This is a genomic window from Gracilibacillus halophilus YIM-C55.5 (assembly GCF_000359605.1).
Classification (GTDB): Bacteria; Bacillota; Bacilli; order Bacillales; family Amphibacillaceae; genus Gracilibacillus; species Gracilibacillus halophilus.
Genome location: NZ_APML01000013.1, coordinates 18,481 through 42,183, shown reverse-complemented (window position 1 = coordinate 42,183; position 23,703 = coordinate 18,481). Strand labels below are relative to the sequence as shown.

General features: G+C 37.8%; 21 protein-coding genes and 1 pseudogene. 16 read left to right on the top strand and 6 right to left on the bottom strand.

The genetic code is table 11. The features are described 5' to 3' along the window. Nucleotides 1-7 precede the first annotated feature (7 nt). The 3 genes from glpK to dhaL all read left to right on the top strand — a co-directional run bounded on the left by glpK (nucleotide 8) and on the right by dhaL (nucleotide 4,043). Nucleotides 8-1,498 (top strand): glycerol kinase GlpK, encoded by a 1,491-nt coding sequence (gene glpK / locus J416_RS03140; RefSeq protein WP_003464564.1) that lies wholly within the window; start codon nucleotides 8-10, stop codon nucleotides 1,496-1,498. 56 nt (nucleotides 1,499-1,554) lie between these two features. Continuing rightward, nucleotides 1,555-3,210 carry a glycerol-3-phosphate dehydrogenase/oxidase gene (locus tag J416_RS03135; protein ID WP_003464562.1) on the top strand — a complete coding sequence of 552 codons (1,656 nt, stop codon included), beginning with the start codon at nucleotides 1,555-1,557 and terminating at the stop codon, nucleotides 3,208-3,210. A 191-nt stretch (nucleotides 3,211-3,401) separates the two neighbouring features. Then, nucleotides 3,402-4,043: a dihydroxyacetone kinase subunit DhaL gene (gene dhaL / locus J416_RS03130; RefSeq protein ID WP_003464554.1), complete on the top strand. Its 642-nt coding sequence runs from the start codon at nucleotides 3,402-3,404 to the stop codon at nucleotides 4,041-4,043. Between the two features lie 126 nt (nucleotides 4,044-4,169). Here dhaL and J416_RS03125 read toward each other — a convergent pair whose 3' ends face one another. Next, nucleotides 4,170-5,351 (bottom strand): Gfo/Idh/MocA family protein, encoded by a 1,182-nt coding sequence (locus J416_RS03125; protein WP_003464551.1) that lies wholly within the window; start codon nucleotides 5,349-5,351, stop codon nucleotides 4,170-4,172. A 164-nt stretch (nucleotides 5,352-5,515) separates the two neighbouring features. On the opposite strand from J416_RS03125, the gene J416_RS03120 reads away from it, so the two are divergent. The 6 genes from J416_RS03120 to J416_RS03095 all read left to right on the top strand — a co-directional run bounded on the left by J416_RS03120 (nucleotide 5,516) and on the right by J416_RS03095 (nucleotide 11,365). After that, complete coding sequence (locus J416_RS03120) at nucleotides 5,516-6,328, top strand: helix-turn-helix domain-containing protein (protein ID WP_003464549.1); 813 nt, start codon at nucleotides 5,516-5,518, stop codon at nucleotides 6,326-6,328. A gap of 139 nt (nucleotides 6,329-6,467) precedes the next feature. Further along, nucleotides 6,468-7,619 carry a Gfo/Idh/MocA family protein gene (locus J416_RS03115; protein WP_003464545.1) on the top strand — a complete coding sequence of 384 codons (1,152 nt, stop codon included), beginning with the start codon at nucleotides 6,468-6,470 and terminating at the stop codon, nucleotides 7,617-7,619. A gap of 12 nt (nucleotides 7,620-7,631) precedes the next feature. Continuing rightward, on the top strand, nucleotides 7,632-8,810 hold the full coding sequence (locus tag J416_RS03110; protein WP_003464542.1) for a dihydrodipicolinate synthase family protein: 1,179 nt from the start codon (nucleotides 7,632-7,634) through the stop codon (nucleotides 8,808-8,810). Then, complete coding sequence (locus J416_RS03105) at nucleotides 8,807-9,628, top strand: sugar phosphate isomerase/epimerase family protein (protein ID WP_003464538.1); 822 nt, start codon at nucleotides 8,807-8,809, stop codon at nucleotides 9,626-9,628. Before J416_RS03110 ends, J416_RS03105 begins: the two co-directional genes overlap by 4 nt. A gap of 190 nt (nucleotides 9,629-9,818) precedes the next feature. After that, nucleotides 9,819-10,601 carry a prolipoprotein diacylglyceryl transferase gene (locus J416_RS03100; protein WP_003464535.1) on the top strand — a complete coding sequence of 261 codons (783 nt, stop codon included), beginning with the start codon at nucleotides 9,819-9,821 and terminating at the stop codon, nucleotides 10,599-10,601. A gap of 239 nt (nucleotides 10,602-10,840) precedes the next feature. After that, complete coding sequence (locus tag J416_RS03095; RefSeq protein WP_003464533.1) at nucleotides 10,841-11,365, top strand: DoxX family protein; 525 nt, start codon at nucleotides 10,841-10,843, stop codon at nucleotides 11,363-11,365. A 227-nt stretch (nucleotides 11,366-11,592) separates the two neighbouring features. Here the strand turns inward: J416_RS03095 and J416_RS03090 are convergent. After that, nucleotides 11,593-12,604 (bottom strand): annotated as a pseudogene (locus tag J416_RS03090) (DUF3231 family protein). Nucleotides 12,605-12,863: 259 nt separating this feature from the next. On the opposite strand from J416_RS03090, the gene J416_RS03085 reads away from it, so the two are divergent. The 5 genes from J416_RS03085 (at nucleotide 12,864) to J416_RS15010 (ending at nucleotide 16,151) form a co-directional block, all read left to right on the top strand. After that, nucleotides 12,864-13,076 carry a helix-turn-helix transcriptional regulator gene (locus J416_RS03085; protein ID WP_003464531.1) on the top strand — a complete coding sequence of 71 codons (213 nt, stop codon included), beginning with the start codon at nucleotides 12,864-12,866 and terminating at the stop codon, nucleotides 13,074-13,076. Nucleotides 13,077-13,080: 4 nt separating this feature from the next. Next, entirely contained in the window at nucleotides 13,081-13,401 is a 321-nt protein-coding gene (locus J416_RS03080) for a hypothetical protein (RefSeq protein ID WP_003464529.1), read from the top strand. Between the two features lie 177 nt (nucleotides 13,402-13,578). Further along, nucleotides 13,579-14,457, top strand: coding sequence for an SMP-30/gluconolactonase/LRE family protein (locus J416_RS03075; protein WP_040512771.1), 879 nt, complete (start codon nucleotides 13,579-13,581; stop codon nucleotides 14,455-14,457). A 158-nt stretch (nucleotides 14,458-14,615) separates the two neighbouring features. Next, nucleotides 14,616-15,410, top strand: a complete 795-nt coding sequence (locus tag J416_RS03070; RefSeq protein WP_003464524.1) for a class I SAM-dependent methyltransferase — start codon at nucleotides 14,616-14,618, stop codon at nucleotides 15,408-15,410. A gap of 438 nt (nucleotides 15,411-15,848) precedes the next feature. After that, nucleotides 15,849-16,151 (top strand): hypothetical protein, encoded by a 303-nt coding sequence (locus J416_RS15010; RefSeq protein WP_003464521.1) that lies wholly within the window; start codon nucleotides 15,849-15,851, stop codon nucleotides 16,149-16,151. A gap of 242 nt (nucleotides 16,152-16,393) precedes the next feature. On the opposite strand, the gene J416_RS16130 is transcribed toward J416_RS15010, so the two are convergent. From J416_RS16130 to J416_RS03055, 3 genes are all read right to left on the bottom strand, one after another. Further along, nucleotides 16,394-16,837: a superoxide dismutase gene (locus J416_RS16130; protein ID WP_003464518.1), complete on the bottom strand. Its 444-nt coding sequence runs from the start codon at nucleotides 16,835-16,837 to the stop codon at nucleotides 16,394-16,396. Continuing rightward, a complete protein-coding gene (locus tag J416_RS16125) occupies nucleotides 16,834-17,271 on the bottom strand; it encodes a superoxide dismutase (protein ID WP_003464516.1) in 438 nt (145 codons plus the stop codon). The genes J416_RS16130 and J416_RS16125 overlap by 4 nt, the downstream gene beginning before the upstream one ends. Before the next feature lie 360 nt (nucleotides 17,272-17,631). After that, a complete protein-coding gene (locus J416_RS03055; protein WP_003464513.1) occupies nucleotides 17,632-18,810 on the bottom strand; it encodes an ROK family transcriptional regulator in 1,179 nt (392 codons plus the stop codon). A gap of 178 nt (nucleotides 18,811-18,988) precedes the next feature. Here J416_RS03055 and xylA point away from each other — a divergent pair, with 178 nt between their 5' ends. Together xylA and xylB are read left to right on the top strand one after the other, a co-directional pair. Continuing rightward, nucleotides 18,989-20,314 carry a xylose isomerase gene (gene xylA / locus J416_RS03050; protein WP_003464511.1) on the top strand — a complete coding sequence of 442 codons (1,326 nt, stop codon included), beginning with the start codon at nucleotides 18,989-18,991 and terminating at the stop codon, nucleotides 20,312-20,314. Between the two features lie 41 nt (nucleotides 20,315-20,355). Further along, the gene (gene xylB, locus J416_RS03045) at nucleotides 20,356-21,855 is read left to right on the top strand and encodes a xylulokinase (protein ID WP_003464508.1); all 1,500 of its coding nucleotides are present in this window, start codon (nucleotides 20,356-20,358) and stop codon (nucleotides 21,853-21,855) included. 71 nt (nucleotides 21,856-21,926) lie between these two features. Here the strand turns inward: xylB and J416_RS03040 are convergent, their stop codons facing one another. Beyond that, on the bottom strand, nucleotides 21,927-23,585 hold the full coding sequence (locus J416_RS03040) for a family 14 glycosylhydrolase (protein WP_003464505.1): 1,659 nt from the start codon (nucleotides 23,583-23,585) through the stop codon (nucleotides 21,927-21,929). Nucleotides 23,586-23,703 lie beyond the last annotated feature (118 nt).

Sequence of the window (23,703 nt, the reverse complement as noted above, 5' to 3'; positions counted from 1 at the left end):
AAACATTATGGAAACGTATATTTTATCCATTGATCAAGGGACAACAAGTTCAAGAGCAATCATTTTCAATAAAAAAGGAGAGATTGTGGAAGTTGCGCAACAAGAATTTGAACAGTTTTTTCCACAACCAGGTTGGGTCGAACATGATGCAAATGAAATCTGGACATCTGTTTTAAGTTGTATTGCCGAAGCGTTACGAAAAGCCGACGTTGAACCATCACAAATTGCCGGCATCGGCATTACAAATCAACGTGAAACAGCAGTGGTTTGGGACAAAGATACAGGAAAACCGATTTATAAAGCCGTCGTTTGGCAATCGAGACAAACGGATGATATTTGTCGTGAATTACGTGAAGCAGGGTATCAAGACTTATTCAGAAGTAAAACCGGCCTTTTAATTGATGCTTATTTTTCTGGAACGAAAGTGAAATGGATATTGGATCATGTGGAAGGTGCAAGAGAAAAAGCAGAACAAGGCAAGCTATTATTCGGTACCATTGATACATGGCTCATTTATAAATTAACTGGTGGTAAAGTCCATGTGACCGATTATTCAAATGCTTCGCGTACACTGATGTATAATATTTATGATTTAAAATGGGATGATGAATTGCTCGATATATTAGGTGTACCAAAAAGTATGTTACCAGAGGTTCGTTCATCATCTGAGGTGTATGGTGAAACGGTTGATTATCATTTCCTCGGTGAGAATGTACCGATTGCAGGTGCTGCAGGTGATCAGCAAGCAGCGTTATTTGGGCAAGCATGCTTTGAAGAAGGAATGGTGAAAAATACGTATGGTACAGGCTGCTTTATGTTGATGCATACTGGTGAGTCACCTGTACGTTCGGATCATGGTTTATTGACAACTCTTGCATGTGGTATCGATGGAAAAGTCGAATATGCGTTAGAAGGAAGTATCTTTGTAGCTGGGTCTGCTGTGCAATGGTTACGTGACGGTCTCCACATGTTCCAAAACGCTGAAGAAACTGAGCATTATGCTACCCGAGTTGAGTCCTCAGATGGCGTTTATCTTGTGCCGGCATTTGTTGGTTTAGGAACTCCATACTGGGATAGTGATGTACGCGGGGCGATGTTTGGCTTAACTCGAGGTACAACGAAAGATCATGTGGTACGTGCCACTTTAGAATCGATTGCTTATCAAACAAAAGACGTACTAAATGCGATGATAGAAGATTCGTCGATTGAAGTGAAATCTTTGCGCGTTGATGGAGGTGCCGTAGCGAATAATTTCTTAATGCAATTCCAAAGTGACTTGCTTGAAGTGCCAGTTGAGCGCCCAGAAGTGATCGAAACAACGGCACTTGGGTCTGCTTATCTGGCTGGATTAGCCGTTGGTTATTGGCAAGATCGTGATGAAATCCGCCAACAATGGCAAGTCGATCAACGCTTTACAAGTGCGATGGATGATGCAACGAGACATCAATTGTATCAAGGGTGGAAAAAAGCAGTCGAAGCTGCGCGCACATTTAAATAATGAAACAAAAACGTTAACCATTTCAACAAGATATCGGATGCAAAGGGGCGAAATCTATGAGTTTTTCAAGTAGACAACGACAAAATACCTATCAACAGATAAAAAGTGAAACAGCGGATGTAATTGTTATCGGCGGTGGTATTACCGGAGCAGGGATTGCATTAGACGCTGCATTACGTGGCTTACGCGTCGTCGTACTAGAAATGCAAGACTTTGCTGCAGGAACATCAAGCCGGTCAACTAAACTCGTACATGGTGGCTTACGTTATTTAAAACAATTTGAAGTAAAAATGGTGGCAGAAGTCGGGAAAGAACGTGAAATTGTTTATGAAAATGGCCCTCATGTTACTACGCCAGAATGGATGATGCTACCATTTTACCAAGACGGCACATTCGGTCCGCTGACAACAAATATTGGTCTGCGAGCCTATGACTTTTTAGCAGGGGTAAAGAAATCAGAACGAAGGCAAATATTTTCGAAAGATGAGGCGATCAACCGTGAACCTTTATTAAAGAAGGAAGGGTTAAAAGGTGCGGGGTATTACGTTGAGTATAAAACTGATGATGCGCGCTTAACTATGGAAGTGATGAAAAAAGCGGTCGAAAAAGGTGCGCTAGCGATAAATTATGCGAAAGTGTCCAATTTAGTGTATAAACATGGCACTGTTTGTGGTGTGTGTGTTGATGATGAAATCACTGGTGAACGTCATGACATTTATGGTAAATATGTCATTAATGCGACTGGGCCATGGGTGGATACGATTCGTGACATTGATCATTCGAAGCGGGGAAAAACGTTGCAATTAACCAAAGGCATTCATTTAGTATTCAACCATGACCGTTTTCCGCTTGAACAAGCGATTTATTTTGATACACCTGATGGACGAATGGTATTTGCTATTCCGCGAGAAGGTAAAACTTATGTAGGGACAACAGATACGGTTTATGAAGGAGATATTTCACGTCCAACCATGACGACGAGTGATCGCGATTACGTCCTTCGTGCTATTGATTATATGTTTCCATCCTTAGATATCGGAGCAGAGGATGTGGAATCAAGTTGGTCAGGGCTTCGACCATTGATTCATGAAGAAGGCAAGGATCCTTCTGAAATTTCTCGAAAAGATGAAATATTTGAGTCGCCATCTGGTTTACTATCAATGGCAGGCGGTAAACTGACTGGATATCGAAAAATGGCTCAAGACGTTATGGAATTCGTCGTTGATAAAATGGTGCAGGCAGAACGTAAAGTGCTTTATCCGAGTGATACGAAACATACGCCAATCTCTGGTGGTGATGTAGGTGGTTCAAAAGGATTTCAGCAATTTTTTGAAAAAGAAGTCCAGCATGGTGTAGAACTCGGTTTAACAAAAATAGAGGCAGAACAAGTGACGCGTAGATATGGGTCAAATGTAGTTAACGTTTATTCCTATTACCAAGAAGCACTGGAATCAGCATCAGATGTAGAGCCATTAACAGAAGCGATGTTACGTTATGCAATTGATTATGAAGCTTGTTATAAGCCAGTCGACTTTTTTATTCGTCGAACGGGTGCCCTCTTTTTTGCGATTGATTGGGTAAAACAAGAAAAAGAACCCGTACTTCAATATATGAAAGACGCGCTAAAATGGTCGGATGAACAACTGGATATGTATAGGAATGAATTAGAACAATATTTGTACGAAGCGGTACATCCGATCATAGAAGAATAATGTACTTGAACACCTCAACTTCGGGATAAGCCACATGTTGAGGTGTTTTTTATGTGGTTTATAAGTTGGATGATGTTGTTATAATGGTAATGAGTGAAGATGTACAATCGAATATTCAAATAGGCTAGTGTGTGATAAGATGAAGGAAAAGGTCAAATTGGTAAAACTAAGATAAAAAAAAGGGGTAGCGTATGACAGTATTAACAGTAAACCAAACGATCGATTGGATGAAGGAAACGTATCGTCAATTGAAAGATAATTACGACCAATTAACTGGATTAGATCAAGCAGTTGGTGATGGGGATCATGGCATGAACATGGTCAGTGGTTTTCAAGAAGTCGTAAACAAAATGAATGAAACTTCTTATGAAAGCGCATCCGATGTTTTGAAAAGCGCTGCAATGACATTAAAGGGAAAAGTCGGAGGCACATCTGGCTCTTTATATGGTACGGCATTTTTAAAAATGTCTGTTGCCTTAGAAGGAAAACCAGTCACGAAACAAGCATTTAAGGAAGCGATTGATCAAGCGGTAGAAGGTCTTCAATCATATGGTCATGCAACGTTTGGAGAAAAAACGTTAGTAGACGTCTGGATACAAGTTGCGGCTTATTTAGAAGAAGAAACGGAAATCGATTGGCAAGAAATTACGGAAGTGTGTCAAGCAACGATTGAAGATACGAGAGAAATGATCGCGACCAAAGGCAAGGCTGCTTCATTAAAAGAACAAACACTTGGACATGTTGATCCAGGTTCGATGTCCTCTTTTTATTTGTTTCAATCCCTCGCCGATGTGTTAACGGAAGAGCGAGTAAGCTCATTTCATAATAGTTGAGAATAAAAGCTCGAAAGTTGAGAATAAATATCGCGAAGTTGAGAATAAAACTCAAAAAGTTGAGAATAAAATCCAATGAAAACCATCAGTAAGGAGCGATTATCCCTACTGATGGTCACCTCACGTTTAAAGTTGAATCCTATTTCCTGGTTGCGACCACTCCACATTCAATTCATGTGGTAAACATGCTTTCAGGTAGCATTCCTTTAACGTATCAGCTAAATCATCGACAGTAATGAGTTGGTTCTGTTCATCATAAGCCATCCAATTTTCCGGAAATGTAGGAATAGAAGGGACGGACTTGTGCATGGCGTCAATGGCCTTCACATGTTGAGCGCCTGCCTCAATGCCACAAAGAATGTCTTGATGATTTTCGCGAATCGCTTGAATACAGACATGAAGTTTCGCCGTATGATCCTGTTCGGGATCTGGATATTCAGTAATTGAGCCATCATTCCATCTTACGGTAATATTTCTACCGTGCTCATTCGGATTATAGTCAATCATTGCTTCTTCAAATTCTAGTTGATATTGAGGCGCATGGTTCTCTGGTACTGCATGAGACGCATAATATAGAATTTCAATGTCATTTTCCGTTTGTAGTCGAACGGCGCAAGTATCAAATGTTTCAATCGGATTTGCACGATATAGTTCAGCCGTGACGGTTTTGATCGTCGCACTTGTGTCCATGCGGCCACCATTGACATATAGCAAATGGTGTAAAAAATGAGCGGTAGCATTATTGGCTACACTATCAAAGATCGCTTCACCAGTAGGACTATATTGTTTCCCTGCCCAAGAAGACCGTTGAAAATAAGCTTGATTTCGTGGCCAAAGGACTACACTTTTCATCCGTTTGGCTTGACCAAACGCGCCACGTAATATGTCTTGTTTAAGCGACTGAACGGCATCTGTGAACGACCAGTTAAATCCGATCGCTAAAAATTTACCTGTACGATCTCGCGTTTCTTGCATTTTCTTTACATCTTCCGTATTTGCTGTCGCTGGTTTCTCACAAAGAACATGACTCCCGTTTTCCATTGCTAAACAGGCTTGCCGCTTATGCAAATGTATTGGTGTTGACAAGATAGCTAGATCAGCCTCGTGATGTTGATAGAATTCTTCAAGTGATGCATAAATCGGGATTTGCCGTTGTTGAATCAATGAATAGTATGTAGATTTTTCTGGTGTAACATCGACAACGCCTTTGACGAATGCGTTTACATTTTGTTTATCTAAAATTTCTTTTACATACATTTGCCCATATCCAGCAATACCGACCAATACGACAGATACTTGTTGATTCATAACGTTACTCCTCTCATCTTAATATCTTGTTCTTTCGTAGAGATTTTGCGTTCGAAAATTAAAAACAAGTATAATAATAGATACAACCGTTTGATAAAACAATATACCATATCTTACTAGATTTCAATGTAAAACATGACAAAACCTTTTTGGAGTTGACCATTATGTTGAAAACCATCCGTTTAGGTCGAGACGGTATTCGTTTATATGAGAGTAAACATCAATCAGGCGATCGAGTCCAACCACATTATCATGCTGTTTATCAATTACTTTATGCACTAGAAGGAAAAGGTTCAGTCCATATCAATCAAGTAAACTACCGTTTTGAAAAAGATGCCTTAACCTGTATTCCGCCACAAACACGTCATGCGGTTTTTTCTGAAGAGAAATTAACTGTATTAGTATTGGCTTTTGACATTCAACCTCAAGACTCCACATCGATGACTCACCTGTTGAATCAGTATTTTCAAGAAACCAAATGGTTACAATTAAATCCATTTGACAGTCGCACCATCCGACAATTATTGCGAACGATGCTATATGAACAAAAACAGCGTAGTGAATTCAAGCAGGTGGCTATGCATATTTATCTATCTGAACTGCTGTTACAAATTGCTAGAGTAGAAGAACAACCACAAATGATTGATGCGAATCGTTTGCGAGCCGAACGCCTAAAACAATATATCGATACACATTATTTTGAATGGACGCACGCTGAAGACTTGGCTGCGCGATTAGGAATTAGCACGAGAAGGATGAATACGATATTTAAGGAATCTTTTCATCAGACACCCATGCAGTATTTAAACGAAGTACGCATCAATCTAGCGAAAAAAATGCTTGTTGAAACCGATATGGATATCGCTTCCATTTGTTTTGAAGTCGGTTTTGAGTCGATTTCCACTTTTTATCGTGCATTTAAAAATGTTGTACATCTTTCACCACATAAATACCGAACGAATGAACGTAGTCAGTGATAAACAGAATCAATCGTTTGTGATAAGGATGTCTGTGATGATTTCATTTCCGATTGTTATAAAAAGTTCTTAGATTTATAAGATCATCTCTCTTTCTTTCGTTATAGTAACGATAAGATGAAGGAAAGGAGATAAAGACATGGCTCAACATAACATTGGCATTATTATGAATGGTGTAACAGGGCGAATGGGGACAAATCAACATTTAATTCGTTCGATTGTTGCCATACGCAATCAAGGTGGCGTGAAATTAAAAAACGAAGATACGATTATGCCTGATCCTATTTTAGTCGGACGAAATCAAAAGAAATTACAAGCACTTGCAAATGAACATCAAATCAACCGGTGGACGACGGATTTAGATGAAGCACTCGATGATTCATACAATACGATTTATTTTGATGCGCAAACGACGGTTCGGCGAGCAGAAAGTATCAAACAGGCAATTGCTAAAGGAAAGCATATTTATTGTGAAAAACCGACAGCAACAAATTTGGAGGAATCAATTGAACTTGCCACATTAGCAAAAAACGCAGGTGTCAAAAATGGTGTCGTACAAGATAAATTGTTTTTACCTGGTTTATTAAAATTAAAACGATTAATTAATGCTGGCTTTTTCGGCCGCATGCTTTCCGTACGCATGGAATTTGGCTATTGGGTGTTTGAAGGGGATTGGCAAGAAGCACAGCGACCATCTTGGAATTATCGCAAGGAAGATGGGGGTGGCATCATTGTTGATATGTTTGCCCATTGGCGATATGTGATCGACCATTTATTTGGTCATGTTAAGGCGGTTTCTTGTTTAGGTGCCACACATATTCCTTGGCGAATGGATGAAAACGGAAATAAATATCAAGCGACAGCTGATGATGCCGCTTATGGCACATTCGAGTTGGACAATGGCGTCATTGTACAGGCAAATTCATCGTGGGCTGTGCGAGTGAATCGCGATGATTTACTTACGATTCAAGTAGACGGTACTGAAGGAAGTGCAGTAGCTGGTCTGCGTAATTGTAAAGTGCAACATCGAGTCAATACACCAAAGCCGACGTGGAATCCAGATATAGAAAATCCATTTGATTTCCAAGCACAATGGCAAGATGTTCCGGATAACCAAACATTCGATAATGGTTTCAAAGTACAGTGGGAACTATTTCTAAAGCATGTAGTGACTGATGAAGCATTCCCATGGGATTTGTTAGAAGGAGCCAAAGGAACCCAATTATCTGACCTCGGTTTGAAATCTTGGGAAGAAAGAAGATGGATTGATGTACCGGAAATTATTATCTAGGGAGGTTCAATCATGCGAAAGTTGATCTTACCAAGTCAAGAGCGGTCACTTTATACGTACGAACCACGAAACGATCAGCCTTTTGAAATGCCGACAAATCAACCTTTCACAAAAAGAGTCGCCTATTCGGCAGCGCATGTCGTTGCGGATGCTATGGCGGATAACGATCCAACCCTTGATGGGCAAATTGATTGGGAGCAAACGATGCAATACCGTCATTACCTTTGGTCACTGGGATTTTCGGTGGCAGAAGCGATGGACACGGCACAACGTGGAATGGGTTTGAATTGGGATGGTGCGAAAGAATTAATTTCTCGTTCTGTGAAAGAAGCAAAAGCGGTTGGAGGTGAGATTGCTTGTGGTATCGGGACCGATCATTTGAATCCTTCTGATACAGTTAGCATTGAAGATGTGGAGCGGGCTTATGAAGAGCAAATGTCTTTTGTCGAGGCTCAAGGTAGCAAGATGATTATGATGGCCAGTCGAGCTCTTGCTGCTTGCGCTCAAGGGCCAGAAGATTACCATCGCGTATATCATAAGCTGTTGAAAAAAGTTAAACAACCAGTCATTATTCACTGGCTAGGCGATATGTTTGATCCAGCACTTCGCGGCTACTGGGGATATCAAGATGTCGACCAAGCGATGGAAGTTTGCCTAAATATCATTCGAGAAAATGAATCGAAAATCGATGGCATTAAAATTTCACTTTTAGACGATCAAAAAGAGATCAAAATGCGTCGTCTTTTACCAGAAAGTGTTCGTATGTATACAGGGGATGATTTTAATTTTCCCTCATTAATTAAAGGCGATGAAAAGGGATATAGTCACGCATTACTAGGTATTTTTGATGCAATTGCACCAGCAGCTGCGTCGGCTTTGCACGCATTAGATAAAGGTGATATCAAAGCTTATGATCGATTACTGGAGAAAACAGTCCCATTATCTCGACATATTTTCCAACAACCTACGTTTTCTTATAAAACGGGTGTCGTTTTTATGGCATATCTAAATGGTCATCAAGATCATTTTCGCATGCTTGGTGGAAAAGAGGGAGCGCGTTCGATCGTCCATTTATCCGATTTATTTGTTATGGCTGATCAAGCGGGATTGTTACGAGATCCTGAACAAGCGACCGAAAGAATGCGTCTTTCTCTTGAATTAGCAGGTATTCATCAGGAGGCGTTAAGATGACCAATGAATCATTCATGCAGCGACTAAGTTTGAATCAAATTACGACTGAACAGTGGAGTTTAAAAGAAGCAGTTAATGGCTGTCTTCGTCATGAAATTCCTTGGATTTCTATATGGCGTCACAAAATCGCAGAAGTTGGATTGAAGAAAGCTAGGCGCTTGATTCAAGATGCGAATATGCACGTTTCGAGTATTTGTCGTGGTGGGATGTTTCCAGCAACTACAGCTAAGGAGCGAGCAGAACGAATTGATGATAATAAACGTGCGATTGAAGAAGCGGCTGAATTAGGCGCAGATACGTTAGTGTTAGTGTGTGGTCCGAGTGCAGATCGCGATATTGAAACAGGACGAAAACAAGTAGCTGATGCGATTGATCAGTTGGTCCCATATGCGAAAGATCATGGGGTGAAGTTAGCGATTGAACCATTACATCCAATGTTTGCCGCTGATCGGTCGGTCATTAATACACTTGATCAAGCAAACACCATTGCCAAAAATTATTCATCTGATGAAGTAGGAGTGATTGTTGACGTTTATCATGTCTGGTGGGATCCTCAATTATATGCTGAAATTGAACGCGCTGGTGAGCATATACTTGGTTATCATGTCTCTGACTGGAAAGTACCTATGCCAGATATGTTTAAAGGGCGTGCGATGATGGGGGAAGGCGTCATTGAACTTCATAAAATACGACAAGCAGTAGAGCAAGCCGGGTATGACGGTCCTATTGAAGTAGAAATTATTAATCAATCCTTATGGGACAGTGATCCTCATCAAGTCTTAGATGAAATCAAACGAAGTTATGCAAAATATGTGTAAAGCACGGGGTGTATCGTAATCGATGCACTCTTTTGCATGGCTTGGTGACAAAGATTATCTTAATTACTGTGCAGTTCGAGATTTAAATAATATCTTTATTGAACCTATTATGATGATTCGTGATGTTATCATTTACAATGTATCATATCAATGGTAGTTTGTTAGTTAGTTAGATATATGATTCTATGGGGTGATAATTCTGGCACGTAATCATCATTCAATTCCATTTTATATCACAGTAGCACTAGGTATAACTGTTATCTTTGCAGGGTTATGGATAGGAAAAAGTTACTTAGATGGGAACACTGTATTTAATAATAATAGTATAAAAGAATTTGTTAGTTATGATCATGTACATAAGCAGATTGAAGTAGCCAATTATTCCGATCAACTAGATTCAGATCTGTTTGTAAGCGAAGATGATGAAATAGAAGAAATTTCTACAGATGATCAAGAATCAACGGTCTCCAATGATCAGTGGGCTGAAAATGAAACGACAACGACTGATGTAACACAATCTTCAAGCGGACAAACTGATGATTCGACGGGAAGTAGTTCAGGTTCAACTGAAGAGTCAAACGGAGCGAGTGAATCCGATAGCGGAAGTGATGAACCAGTAGAAGACCCCGATGAATCCGGTAGTAAAAATGGTGAACCAACAGGTGATTCTCCTGATAGTGATAAAGACTCAACAGAAGGAACTGGTGGATCTGGTAATGAAAGTGATGATTCAACAGAGGAAACAGATAAAACTCCTGGTGGAAATGATGACTCAACAGGTGAAACTAGTGATAGTTCAACGGGAGAAACAAATGATGAGAATACTGAAAGTGACAGTTCACAAGATGAAACAAATAATACAGGGGACGACACAGGTGCAAATAATGATGAACAAATTGGTGACTCGGTTCAGTCAGACCAAACAGATTCAAGTAACGAAGATGAGTTAGGTTCAGGTATAACCAATGAATAGCTAATAAAAAGGAGCAACATAAGGGTTGCTTTTTTTTTGGATGAAAAATACGAGTGGTGCAGACATGGCAAAGTATACGACTATCGTTGTCACAATTCCGTCATAAAGTTTTGAACTGTTTGTGAAATATTGAACAATTAAAAACGTAAATGATTAATATATGATATGATGTAATTGTAATAAAGATAAATATTCACATCAGTAAATGTGAAATATTGAGCAAAAGGGGTGTGTTGTACATGTTTGTAGAGTTTTTACGAAAAAATGTTTATGTAGCAGGTTTGTTAGCAATTATTCGCGTTTATCTAGGTTTTCAATGGGTGACTTCTGGATGGGGAAAAATCACAGGCGGCACATTTAGTGCAGAAGGATTTATTCAAGGAAGTATCGCTAAAGCTGGCGGAGAGCATCCCGCCGTTCAAGGATGGTGGGCAACCTTTTTAGAACATGTTGCATTACCTGGAGCAGATGTTTTTACATTCCTCGTCATGTGGGGTGAACTCCTAGTTGGGATTGCTTTAATTCTAGGTTTATTCACCAATTTTGCAGCCTTAATGGGAATTACGATGAACTTCGCCTTCTTGTTTAGTGGCACGATCAGCACCAATGCTCAGATGGTTTTGTTGACGATTTTCTTACTCGTAGCTGGTTATAATGCGGGACGTTTTGGTTTTGACCGTTATGTACTACCATTTTTGAAAAAACGCATCCTTCAGAAAAAAGGAAACAATCAACAATATGGAAATACTATTGAAGCTCAGTAACTTAGAAAAACGCACGCTACGAAAATCATAGCGTGCGTTTTTGCATATCATCTAATATTCGATTACGAATGACTTGATGATTAATGAGAATTTCATATAAAACATAGAAACATATGATACACTTAGCTTATCTTTGATTTTCGATATAAACATTAGTGCTTGTTCAACTAAAGGAGAGGTAGAGTGAAATAGGAATTTATAAAAAATGCCCTTGCTTTAAGGGCATTTTAGTTCTTTTTATCTTTTGCAAGGTCTTTTCTGTTTGGAGCAAGTGGTGGTTGTTCTAACCATTTATTTTTGGTCATTAAATTGAACCACTCTTTTGTAATCATTAAATTCTTTAGTATTATTTTTTCATAAGTCGTCACGAGGTCTGTTCTCATGGCAGATGCGAGACCTGCACCGTGATATGATTGGGATGATTGTAACAAGAATCCAATGTGATACAACATTAACTTATCTGAAAAAGGGGAATCTTGGGAAGTTGTAACCTCGGATTCCCAAGACATGGGAACAGGCAAATTATCTCCTTTAAGTATTTTACTTAGTGATTGAATTTGCTGGTCGGAAGTGTTCTGTGTGCTTTCTAAAAATTTTCTAACCTCTTTTGATTGTGTTACTTGACTAAATCCAATGGAAAGAGATTTTTTCCATTATTTTCTTTTTCAAATTAAGTGATAAGGCAATAATTTCTGTTGATGCTAAAGAACGCTTATCTCCAAAAAAACCATTTATAAATTGCTGTCCTGAAACAAATTCAGGATTCTTTTCTGGGTAAAAGTACGGATCTCTTTGAAGATGTCCTTTTTCGAGTAGTAGTTCAGTTGTTCGATGATACATATTCATCCCGTCACTACTACATGAATCATAAAAATACCTCAAGTCCTTCCTTACAGAAGAACTAAGAGATGTTGAATGCCCTAGTAATCCATGCAGAGTCATAATATGTAAATAGTGCAAACAAAAGATATCGGAAAATAACCTTTTGGTTCCTTTGTTAAGGTCTGATTCAGTAAAGCCAACTGGTACTGGAAAATCTTCATTTTCAATAAAATGTCTTATTTGACTTTTCTGTTTATCAAATATCATGATTGCATCTTCGAACAGCAGTTTTATCTTCTCATCTTCTATAATGGATAGCATATATTTATTAACAATATCAACGGCTGTTCCATTTACATATTCACCCCATAATGTTCCTATCTCAGCAGATGTGAGTTTTAAATCTTCTTTCTGCATATAATCACCTCAATCTAATGTTCCCCAAACTATTCGCATTTTATTATGATAATTGTTCAACTATAGGGTGGTTTTAGCTGAACAAGGAGTTGTCGATTTGGCAGTTTCTATTGCTTATTAAAGTAAAGAAGCAGAATAATTAAATAATTCAATATACAAAACCAGCCAATGTGTAAAAAGTGTTTGACATCAAGGTTGGTTTTTCTTATTATAATAAGTGTAAAAGGTTTTTGACACATAGGAGGGGGGTGATTAAATATTGAAAAATAATATAAAACAATTAAGAGAAGTACGAGGTATTTCTCAAGGAAAATTGGCTTTAATGTGTAGTGTAAGCAGACAAACCATTAATGCTATTGAAAATAACAAATATGACCCAAGTTTAGAATTAGCATTTGGAATTGCTGATGCTTTGGAAACTAAGGTTGACTCAGTGTTCAAATATCAAAAAAAAGAAAAGAAAAGAGGATGATGATATGAATATTATTTTAGTTATTATTGCTGGATTAATAGTGTTTGCGGCAATAATTTCAACAAAAAGGTTGTCGGGTGATGATTCATTAAAGAAAGACGAGCGTCAAAAGAGAATTCTTAAAGATGCAGCACTTACAAGTTGGCAAGTAATAATGCTATATGCCTTTATTCGATTAATGAACTTGTTGCCATTTGTAAATGATTTTATAGACCCATCTAAGATTCAAAATATAGCATTCTTTTCTAATGGCGGGGACATTTTATTAATAGCTATTATAGGTTACTTTATGGGTGGAGTGACTTCCTATTTTCGCTATTCATAATACTTATTATGCTACAAATAAAATTTGGACTATTAAACTAACGGGGTGCGAATATTGAATAAGGAGTTGTCGTTTTGGCAGCTCTTATATGTTAAAGGGCAGGAATGTGGAACAAGGATTTTGTCTTATTATTGCAGATCTAAGTATATTTAAGTTAAATCGAACGAGGTGTTTGGTTTGGTAGGAGAATTGGAATTGGTTCTAGATGTAAAAGCGACACTAGGAGAAGGTCCGTGTTGGGATAATGTAAAACATTTATTGTATTGGGTAGATATTTTAGAAAAAAAGATATACATTTTTAATCCAGTTACAAATGAAAACCGTCTAATTCAGTTAGAACAATATGTTGGAGTTATTGTTCCCAGAAGTTCAGACGAAGCTGTATTGGCATTGGAAAACGGTTTTTATTTTTTAAAATATGACACGGAAAAAGTTTCCCCCATAGATGAACCAGAGAGCCATTTGACAAATAATCGATTCAATGACGGTACATGCGATGCTTATGGACGTTTTTGGGCGGGTACAATGGATAAATCTTATGCTAAAGAGCAAGGTGCTCTTTATTGCTTAGATACAAATTTCAAAGTGAAAAAGAAGTTAAATAAGGTCGGAATATCAAATGGGATTACCTGGTCCCCAGATAATAAGTTTATGTATTACATAGATACTTTAACTAAAAAGGTTTGTAGATTTAATTATAATATTGTTACAGGGGATATTGAAAATCCTATTGATATTATCAGCTTCTCAGTAGGACAAGGAATGCCTGATGGAATGACTATTGATGAAGAAGGAATGTTGTGGATTGCCCATTGGGGTGGCTCAAAAGTATCTAGATGGAATCCTGAAACAGGAAAACAAATAACCACCATAGAAGTCCCTGCATTGAATGTAACATCGTGTATATTTGGAGGAAAAGATTTAAGTGAATTGTATATAACCACGGCAAGGACGGGATTAAGTGAAGAACAGCTAAATAATTACCCTTTTTCGGGAGGGCTTTTTAGAATTAAAACGGATGTAAAAGGAAGTCCATGTTATTCATTTAAGGGTTAAAAATAAGTCAAATAGGTGGCAAAGCTTATTCAGCTAAAGGGTGGCTTTACTTCAAGAAAGGTAAAGGTACTCGTATAAACTATTGGAGCAGGATACTTTTAGAAGGTTATAGAAATAAAAGTATGGAATTTAAGAAAATGGTTTGGGGGTATTTAAAAATGAAACAAAATGTAGGTACTGAAGAAGCAGTTAAGAGATGGGATGCGTTTGCAGATAAATATTCACAAAATCATACTGAACAAGGAGACCTCCATAAAGAAGTCTTTTTAAATCCTACTTTATTTTCACTTATGGGAAATGTGAACAATAAAAAAGTTTTAGATGCAGGTTGTGGTGAAGGATATTTAAGTAGAATTTTATCCAAGTCTGGTGCTACTGTGACAGCAGTGGATTATTCGCCAAGAATGATAGAAATTGCTTTAGGAAGAACTCCAAAAGATTTATTAATTGATTTTAGACAAGGTAATTGTGAGGACTTGATTAATTTAGAAGATAAAAGTTTTGATTTAATAGTGTCAAATATGGTTATTCAAGACCTTGCTAATTATGAAAAAGCATTTCAAGAAATGTATCGGTTATTAGTAAATGAAGGCACTTTTATATTTTCGATATTGCATCCTTGTTTTGTTACTCCAGAATGTGGTTGGGAAAAAACAGAGAGTGGTGAAAAGTTGCACTGGAATGTAGATAAATATTTTTATGAAGGGGCGTATGAACAAGGTTTAGGTGATAAAGAAAAAATGTTATTCTTCCATAGAACATTAACAAGTTATATAAACACATTAATCAAAACTGGTTTTGTATTAGAAGGTATTATAGAACCGAAGCCATCAACTGAGATGCTAAAAAAATATCCTTCATTTGAAGAAGACTTTAGATGTGCTGACTTCATAGTTTTTAAGTTGAAAAAAAATGAAGTGACGTCATCCATTATCAGTTCACTAACCCTTTAAACGCCTTGTCATGTTCATTAATGACATTCCAAAACTATTTCCAATCCTCGTAACTTTTCCTTCGAACGATTCTAAAAATATCCAAATCAACAAGAATCAAACATTAAATTCAACAAAACCAATATAATAAAAAAAGGCATCCTTATTCGATAAGGATGCAAAGGGGGACAATCTATTTTGAATCAAAATACTGTACATGTATTCACGTCCCTACATGAGACATGAACAGCATATGTACAAACAATACAACTAATGTTGTAACCGTTTACAGTATATAATATTATGATAACGTTTGCAATAGGTATATCGTACTATTTTATAAAAAACTTCATAATATTTAAAACAAAAAAGGAATAGACATGTAAAAATGATTGTTTTTTAAGGATGCAATATTTGCGAGTAAGCCTCATGAACAACTTAAAAGAAGGAGGGAGGTGAATGAAGTATAAATGGAGAAAATACAGAATGCTAGTGAAAATCGGCATAGGAGTTATAATTGTTAGTTTGATGATCTTCTTTATATTTCAATTCTTCTCCTCTGAAAGGAAAGCAAGAAATGTTGTGGAACAGTTTTATCAGTATGAGCAAAGTGGAGATTTTGCTCAATCGTGGGATCTGTTTCATTCTTATATGCAAGATAAGTTTGATAAAAGTACATATGTGCAAGACCGTGCGCATGTCTTTCTCGATCACTTCGGCGTTCCAACTTTTGAGGTATCAATGGGAGATACAAAAAAATAAAAATTGGCAGATGAATCATGATATGGAAGCATTCGCTGAAGCTTATAAAGTTTATGTTACCTACATTTATGACAGCAAATACGGAAAATTACAAATCCAGCAACCGGTTTATGTTGTCGAGGAAAAAGGGAAATGGAGAGTTTTATGGGATTATTCATATGAAAATACGTAATCAACAGTATCTTCATGAGAAAAGATCTCACCACTTACAACGGTTGGCGTAAGTGATGAGAGATCCGATGTTAATACAAATCCCATTTCACGGTTTTTGCTTGTTTCAATCGATTATTCACGTTCTTCCAATTCACTACATTCCACCAATTGTTAATATACGCTGTCCGATCATTTTGATGTTGTAAATAGTAGGCATGTTCCCACACATCTAACACAAGTAACGGAATCGTATCGGCTAATTGGAAAAGTTGATGTTTCTCGAATGATTGAACCACTAGCTTACCACTTCTCGGTGACCATAATAATACGGCCCAACCATCGCCTTCTACGGATTTTGCTGTTTCTGTAAATAATGTTTTGAATGACTGCCAGGATCCAAAGTCTGTCTCAATTTGGTTTAAAATTTCACCAGATGGACGTTTTTGACTATCTGGTGTCATATTAAACCAAAAAATTGTATGCAAATAATGGCCAGAACCATGAAATGCTTGTTCTCGTAACCAGTGCTTCAACGGTTGCTCAAACGTTTGGCCAGTGTATATGCTGTCTCAGCTTTGTTTAATCCGTCTACATATGATTGGTGATGTTTTTTATGGTGTAGACGCATGATTTGTTCACTAATATATGGTTCTAATGCGTTATAAGCATAAGGTAGCGGTGGCAGGCGGTGCTTCCCATATGGAACGCTGTTAGAAGATGGCTTTCTAGTGGATTCACGTTGCATGTCATCCAATAGTTCTTCCGCTTCTGTCTGTAAATCAATCAAGTTACGCTGGTTGCCTGTGCTACTATCCATCAGTTGATAAATCTTCTCTTGCCACTTATTGATTTGAGCTATCCAATCATTTTGTTGTTGCTCAGGAATACTCGTTTGCTGTATCTGATGCTTTACTGATTCGCCCCATCGTATTAAATTTTCTAGGTACGTTTGATATTCTGAACTCATTGAATCACCTCGTTTATAGCATATGCCTATTTTCATGAGAGGTGATTTAAAATGATATTGAATTCGTAGTATCTTCTATGACGCTGTTATTTGAGTCAAACAGAGGAAATAGGAGTAGCTGTTTGCATTAAAAATGAATATATAAGTCAAACAGTGGGAGGAGGAAAGGCTATTTGCATGAAAAATAATGTGATATATGCTTTTACCTGGAAATCTACAGTTAACGAATGACTAGGAATCTTGCCTTCCTTTTAGCAAGGGTTCCCAGCCATTGCTTTTTTAGGTCAGTTTTAGAATCGATCCATCTTATGTAAAATCTTTTCTTATAATGATGGGATTTCTCTTAATTAAACCAAGAACTTATTCTGTAGGGCTCATGTTGTTGACACTTGTAGAAAAGAATTTCTCAATCGTAAAAGCAGCTATTCCTAACAGTGTCGAATATTGACCAAGCTGTGCAACATTCAATTTCACATCATTTTTGTTAAAGCCAATGGTGTTCTTTTCTATTCGTTTTTTCATAGCTGGTAGAATAAAGTCAGCAGCTTGAATAAGAGAATTTCCAAGTACGACTTGTTCGGGGTTAAAAATATGAATCGTATTTGTCACACCAACTCCGAGATAATCACCTAATTCCTTGAAGAGTCTTATGGCTATGTCTTCCCCTTGATTTGCTTTTTCAACAAGATCGGTTAATGTTACTGTACCTAAACTAGCTTGTTCAGCCTTTTCTAATAAAGCTTTTTCAGAAGCGTACAGTTCCCAACACCCATTATTGCCACAACGGCAAGCGGCTCCGTCTTTTTCAATCGTCATATGGCCTAATTCACCTGAGAATCCGCGTAATCCTTTATACAACTGGCCATCTAATAGCAAACCTACACCAATCCCGATGCTTGCACTAATATAGACTAATTGATTGGTTGCTTGACCAATGCCAAACACTTTTTCACCGTATGCACCTGCATTTGCTTCATTTTCGATCAAAATGGGTACTTGGTAATGGTCATATAATTTTTGTTGTAATGAGACTCGCTTCCAACCTAAATTCGGCGCCAAAAGAATATGTCCATCTGTCGTTACTACGCCAGGTACACCGACACCAATGCCGACAATTCCGTATTCAGATGTGGGGGCTTGTTGTTTTAACCGATCAATACAATTCATGAGTTGTTGACTGATAAAATCGAATGCAGTGTTATCAATGGCAATTATTTCTTCTGCGTGTATATTGCCTCTTAAATCGGTTAAGACACCGAGTATATGCTTTACACCTAAATCAATGGAAATGGTAAAACCAGCTGTTTCATGCAAAAGTAACATCACAGGTCGTCTACCACCACTCGATACACCAGTGCCCGATTCATTAATTAAATGTTCATCCATTAATTCATTTACAAGAGAGGAAACCGTACCTTTATTTAAACCGGTTACTTTAGCAATACTAGCTCTAGAAATCGGTGCATGATGTATAATGGTTTCTAAAACTAATTGTTTATTTTCTTTCTTCACGACATATTGATTCCATGTTTGACTCATGATCACACACTCCTATGATATAGCAAACCATTCAAATGGATGACTAACTAAGATATTCATCATTTTATCATAGAATACGAAGAAATTCTATCAACTTTGTTTATCGACTAGACAAACTGAGCCAAAATTGCTATACTGTTATCGAATCATTCATTCAATTAAAATGGAGGTAGATACCATGACATGGTTTGAAAACGTTAACAAGATAAAGTATGAAGGGCCGAAGTCAACGAATCCATTTGCCTTTAAATTTTATAATCCACATGAGAAAATCAATGGACAAACGATGGAAGACATTCTTCGCTTTGGGGTTGCTTATTGGCATACGTTTACAGAGGATTTATCCGATCCGTTTGGTGCAGGTACAGCGATCCGAAATTGGGATAAATATGATGGGATGGATCGAGCGAAAGCCCGAGTTGAAGCAGCTTTTGAATTTTTTGACAAAATCGGTGCGAACTATTTTTGTTTTCATGACGTGGATATTGCGCCAGAAGGAGATACACTTAGAGAGACGAATCAAAATTTAGACACTATTGTGACGATGATGAAGGACTATATGAATGACAGTGGTGTGAAACTGCTGTGGAATACAGCAAATAATTTTACGAACCCGCGTTTTGTGCATGGCGCAGCATCCTCTAGTAATGCAGATGCATTTAGTTATGCTGCAGCTAAAGTGAAAAAACAATTGGAAATCGGTAAAGAGCTCGGAGGAGAAAACTATGTATTCTGGGGTGGCCGTGAAGGATATGAAACGTTATTAAACACAGATTTGAAACTTGAACAAGATAACCTTGGACGCTTTTTCCAAATGGCAGTTGATTATGCGAAAGAAATCGGTCATGATGCACAGTTTTTAATTGAACCAAAACCAAAAGAGCCAACGACACATCAATATGATTTTGATACGCAATCGGCACATGCATTTCTATTAAACTATGGATTATCCGATCACTTTAAATTTAATATTGAGGCAAATCATGCGACATTGGCAGGGCATACATTTGAACATGAATTGCGCTATGCACGTATCAATAACATGCTAGGATCGGTTGATGCCAATCAAGGTGATCCTTTACTCGGATGGGATACCGACGAATTCCCAGCAGACATTTATTCAACAACACTAGCGATGTATGAAATTTTGAAAAATGGTGGACTACAGCCAGGTGGCTTGAATTTTGATGCGAAAGTACGTCGTGGCTCATTTGAACAAGACGATTTATTTCATGCTCATATTGCAGGAATGGACCACTTTGCTGTTGGCTTAAAAGTGGCCCATCAACTAATCGAAGATCAAGTGTTTGAAAAAATTATCGATGATCGATATGCAAGCTTTAAAGAAGGTATCGGTAAAGATATTGTTGAAGGTAAAGCTGACTTCAAATCATTAGAAGAACATGCGTTACGTATAAAAGATGTTCGCAACAAGTCAGGCCGTCAGGAAGCGATTAAAGCGACGATTAACCAATACTTACTGAATGCCTATAGCGATCAATAAGCAGGAAGGTTAGTCACATTGCTAAGGATTGGAGTGAAATGATGAGTTATGTAATTGGCGTTGACCTTGGCACGAGTGCGGTAAAGCTGTTGTTAGTCAATCCATCAGGGGAAGTGGTGGAAGAAGTTTCGAAGGAGTATCCACTGTATCAAGAGAAGACCGGTTATTCTGAGCAAAATCCTGAAGATTGGGTAGAGCAAACGATCGCGGGATTGAAGGAATTAGTCGATAAATTTTCAGGGAACCCATCAGACATAGAAGGGATGAGTTTTTCGGGACAGATGCATGGGCTCGTACTCCTTGATGAAAATAATCACGTATTACGAAATGCGATCCTATGGAATGATACACGGACAACGGAACAATGTCAGAAGATTAATGAAATGGTTGGACAGGAAAAGATGATCCAGATCACGAAAAATCCTGTTCTTGAAGGGTTCACATTACCTAAAATGATTTGGGTTCAAGAAAATGAACCAGAACTATTTCGAAAGGCAAAAACGTTTGTACTACCAAAGGATTATCTTCGATTTCGATTAACGAATGAATTGCATATGGAATATTCGGATGCAGCGGGAACAAGTATGCTTGATATTCATGCGAAAAAATGGAGCAAAGAGATTTGTGATACGTTTGGATGGGACTTATCTTTCTGCCCACCCCTTGTAAATTCGCATGATCACGTAGGGACATTAACAAAAGATGTCGCTGAGAGAACAGGCTTGTCAGAACATACAGATGTTTTTGCAGGTGGTGCGGATAATGCCTGTGGTGCGATCGGATCTGGTATTTTATCAGAGGGAAAAACGTTTGCGAGTTTTGGTACTTCGGGAGTTGTGCTTTCTTATGAACCGACGGGTGATAAAGATTATCAGGGGAAAGTGCATTACTTCAATCATGGTGAGCCAAATGCTTACTATGCGATGGGGGTTACTTTATCTGCTGGTTACAGTTTATCTTGGTTCAAAAATACATTTGCACAAGATGAAGATTTTGATCAATTACTTGATGGAATCGGTGACGTTCCAGTCGGAGCAAATGGCTTATTATTTACACCATATATAGTTGGTGAAAGAACACCGCATGCTGATGCAGACATTCGAGGTAGTTTTATAGGTATGGATCATTCACATACGATGAAAGATTTTGCGCGTGCCGTCTTAGAAGGAATTACCTTTTCATTACATGAATCAATTGCGATATTCCGGGAAAACGGAAAACAAATAGATACGATTTATTCCATCGGAGGCGGTGCCAAAAATCCTGATTGGTTGCAAATGCAGGCAGATATCTTTAATGCAAATGTCGTGAAATTAAAAACTGAACAAGGACCTGGTATGGGAGCGGCCATGCTTGCGGGTTACGGTGTGGGTTGGTATGACTCGCTAAAACAAGCAGCAGATAAGATCTTAGAAGCAGCAGAAACCTATCAGCCGATACCAAATCATGTAACACAGTATCAAAAACTTTTTCCGTTGTATCAACATGTTTATTCTGAGACAAAAGGGTTAAACCAGTCATTAATGGAATTTCGGAAGTAAGAAAAGGGCTATACCCAAAAGAAGTCAATCGAAATGACTTCATGTTGGGATGGCCCTTTCTATTTGTTAATTTACCATTCAATTGTATAGTTGGTTGAGTGGTGAGGACTCGCCCATGTATGATTAGCTCCAGGCTCCCACTGTTTTATTTCTCCGTTAGCTCCTACAATGATTGCTTTCATTTCATAATATCGATCCGCAGCAATGTAAGCAGAACCACGCCAATCTTGATTTGAGGAATCCCAAGACAATTTTATATTTTGTCCATTTGGGCTATTCCATTTCCCCATTTCCCAACGGTTTCCGGTTAGGTGAACGGTGTCACCGTAAGAAGTAGGAGCGTTTTTTACAATAAAATTAACTTGAATGGGTGTGACACCCAATATGTTAATAAACCTATTCATCTCGTTTGTTGGTGAACCATTTTCATGAACGATATTTTGTAATCGCAACAATGTGAATCCTTTGAAATCCTCGTTAAATAAATGTTGGGCAATATTCTGGTAACGAGATATGCTATAGTTTGCATCGTTACTGGAAATCGCCAAAGCGTTTTCGCCATTAATCGTGATTTTTTTATCTGCAGCTAATGATGCAATTTGTGTAACAAGAGTTTTGGGTTCTGAATAATATGGGCTTGTCTCGGCGTTACTGTTATCCATTTCTAAAGCAGTAAAAGTTAGTTGTAAATCACTGGCTTTGAATTGATCTAGAATTTGACTATAGTTATAGTATCCTGCTGAATATTCCGCAGCATGAGGCATTTGAGGGTCATTCATCTTCCAGTGGATTCCAGCAATTTTAGCGCCAATTGGTACATGAAAAACGTCGTCAAAATTGCTATGAGCTATATCCGCTACAAGAGAGAGATGATTGGTTAATACGTGTTGATACCAGGTAAGAAAGTCATCACCATAGGTCGATTGATAAGCTGCTCCACTTGTGAAAAATTGATTCCCGTCTGTTGGTGGAGAAACTTGATTCCAAGAAGTTAGATTGGTTTCCCAAGCAGTGTTCAACTGAGATAAATTGTCGTATTTTTGCTTCATGGATTCCCTAAAATCTTGTTTCGCTATGTCACTGTATGCTTGGAATTTGCCACGTTCGGGATAATTCCAATTATCTGATGAAGCATATGAAGAGTAGCGAAGTTCACCAGCTGGGCCAGTACTAATATAAATTTTGTCGATTGTTTCTTTATATTGGGAAAAATGCTGAGCAAATGATTGGTAAAGTTCTTGATATTGTGTTTCGATAATTTGGTTTGCCCATGGAGATAAGGTCTCTTTGTTGATGTATCCAGTTTCAGATTTCTGAGTTAATGTATCATGTGAATCTAAGTTCCATATCCAATCGGGCAGTGGAATATTACAGTCATCACCTACATTACCTCCGCACTGGTGTGTCGATAAAATAGGGACCCATTTCAGTCCAGCGTCTTTAACAACTTCAGCGTATTGTTTATAATAAGACCAATCAAATTGGTTATTTGCTTCAGATTCAACATCGCCCCACCATACGTCCGTAGTAATTGCATGAACACCATTTTCTTTCAAAGTTTCTAATTGATTCGTAAATGAAGACCAGTCTGTAATTTTTGTGAGTGGTGCCATGACATAAGGTTCATAATCTGAGCTAATATCTGCAGATGTAGACATGTGATAAAAAGAATTTGAAACAAAGCCAATAATAAGTAATCCGATCACAATGCGATTAATGATTTTTTTCATGAAATTCCTCCCTTTTATTGTTGATTGATTACGAAACACTACCCTCCTCTCTAATATTAAACGCTTACAAAAAATATTTATGCAAACGTTTGTCTATAATTATAATAAAGTAAAATAA

Bases quoted from the DNA above. Each gene is read 5' to 3' on its own strand.
- xylA (WP_003464511.1), top strand. From the start codon at position 18,989: ATGACATGGTTTGAAAACGTTAACAAGATAAAGTATGAAGGGCCGAAG.
- J416_RS03115 (WP_003464545.1), top strand. From the start codon at position 6,468: ATGGCTCAACATAACATTGGCATTATTATGAATGGTGTAACAGGGCGA.
- J416_RS15010 (WP_003464521.1), top strand. From the start codon at position 15,849: ATGAAGTATAAATGGAGAAAATACAGAATGCTAGTGAAAATCGGCATA.
- J416_RS16125 (WP_003464516.1), bottom strand. From the start codon at position 17,271: ATGAGTTCAGAATATCAAACGTACCTAGAAAATTTAATACGATGGGGC.
- J416_RS03040 (WP_003464505.1), bottom strand. From the start codon at position 23,585: ATGAAAAAAATCATTAATCGCATTGTGATCGGATTACTTATTATTGGC.
- xylB (WP_003464508.1), top strand. From the start codon at position 20,356: ATGAGTTATGTAATTGGCGTTGACCTTGGCACGAGTGCGGTAAAGCTG.
- J416_RS03055 (WP_003464513.1), bottom strand. From the start codon at position 18,810: ATGAGTCAAACATGGAATCAATATGTCGTGAAGAAAGAAAATAAACAA.
- J416_RS03070 (WP_003464524.1), top strand. From the start codon at position 14,616: ATGAAACAAAATGTAGGTACTGAAGAAGCAGTTAAGAGATGGGATGCG.
- J416_RS03105 (WP_003464538.1), top strand. From the start codon at position 8,807: ATGACCAATGAATCATTCATGCAGCGACTAAGTTTGAATCAAATTACG.
- J416_RS03135 (WP_003464562.1), top strand. From the start codon at position 1,555: ATGAGTTTTTCAAGTAGACAACGACAAAATACCTATCAACAGATAAAA.
- J416_RS03125 (WP_003464551.1), bottom strand. From the start codon at position 5,351: ATGAATCAACAAGTATCTGTCGTATTGGTCGGTATTGCTGGATATGGG.
- glpK (WP_003464564.1), top strand. From the start codon at position 8: ATGGAAACGTATATTTTATCCATTGATCAAGGGACAACAAGTTCAAGA.
- J416_RS03080 (WP_003464529.1), top strand. From the start codon at position 13,081: ATGAATATTATTTTAGTTATTATTGCTGGATTAATAGTGTTTGCGGCA.
- J416_RS03110 (WP_003464542.1), top strand. From the start codon at position 7,632: ATGCGAAAGTTGATCTTACCAAGTCAAGAGCGGTCACTTTATACGTAC.
- J416_RS03120 (WP_003464549.1), top strand. From the start codon at position 5,516: ATGTTGAAAACCATCCGTTTAGGTCGAGACGGTATTCGTTTATATGAG.
- J416_RS03095 (WP_003464533.1), top strand. From the start codon at position 10,841: ATGTTTGTAGAGTTTTTACGAAAAAATGTTTATGTAGCAGGTTTGTTA.
- dhaL (WP_003464554.1), top strand. From the start codon at position 3,402: ATGACAGTATTAACAGTAAACCAAACGATCGATTGGATGAAGGAAACG.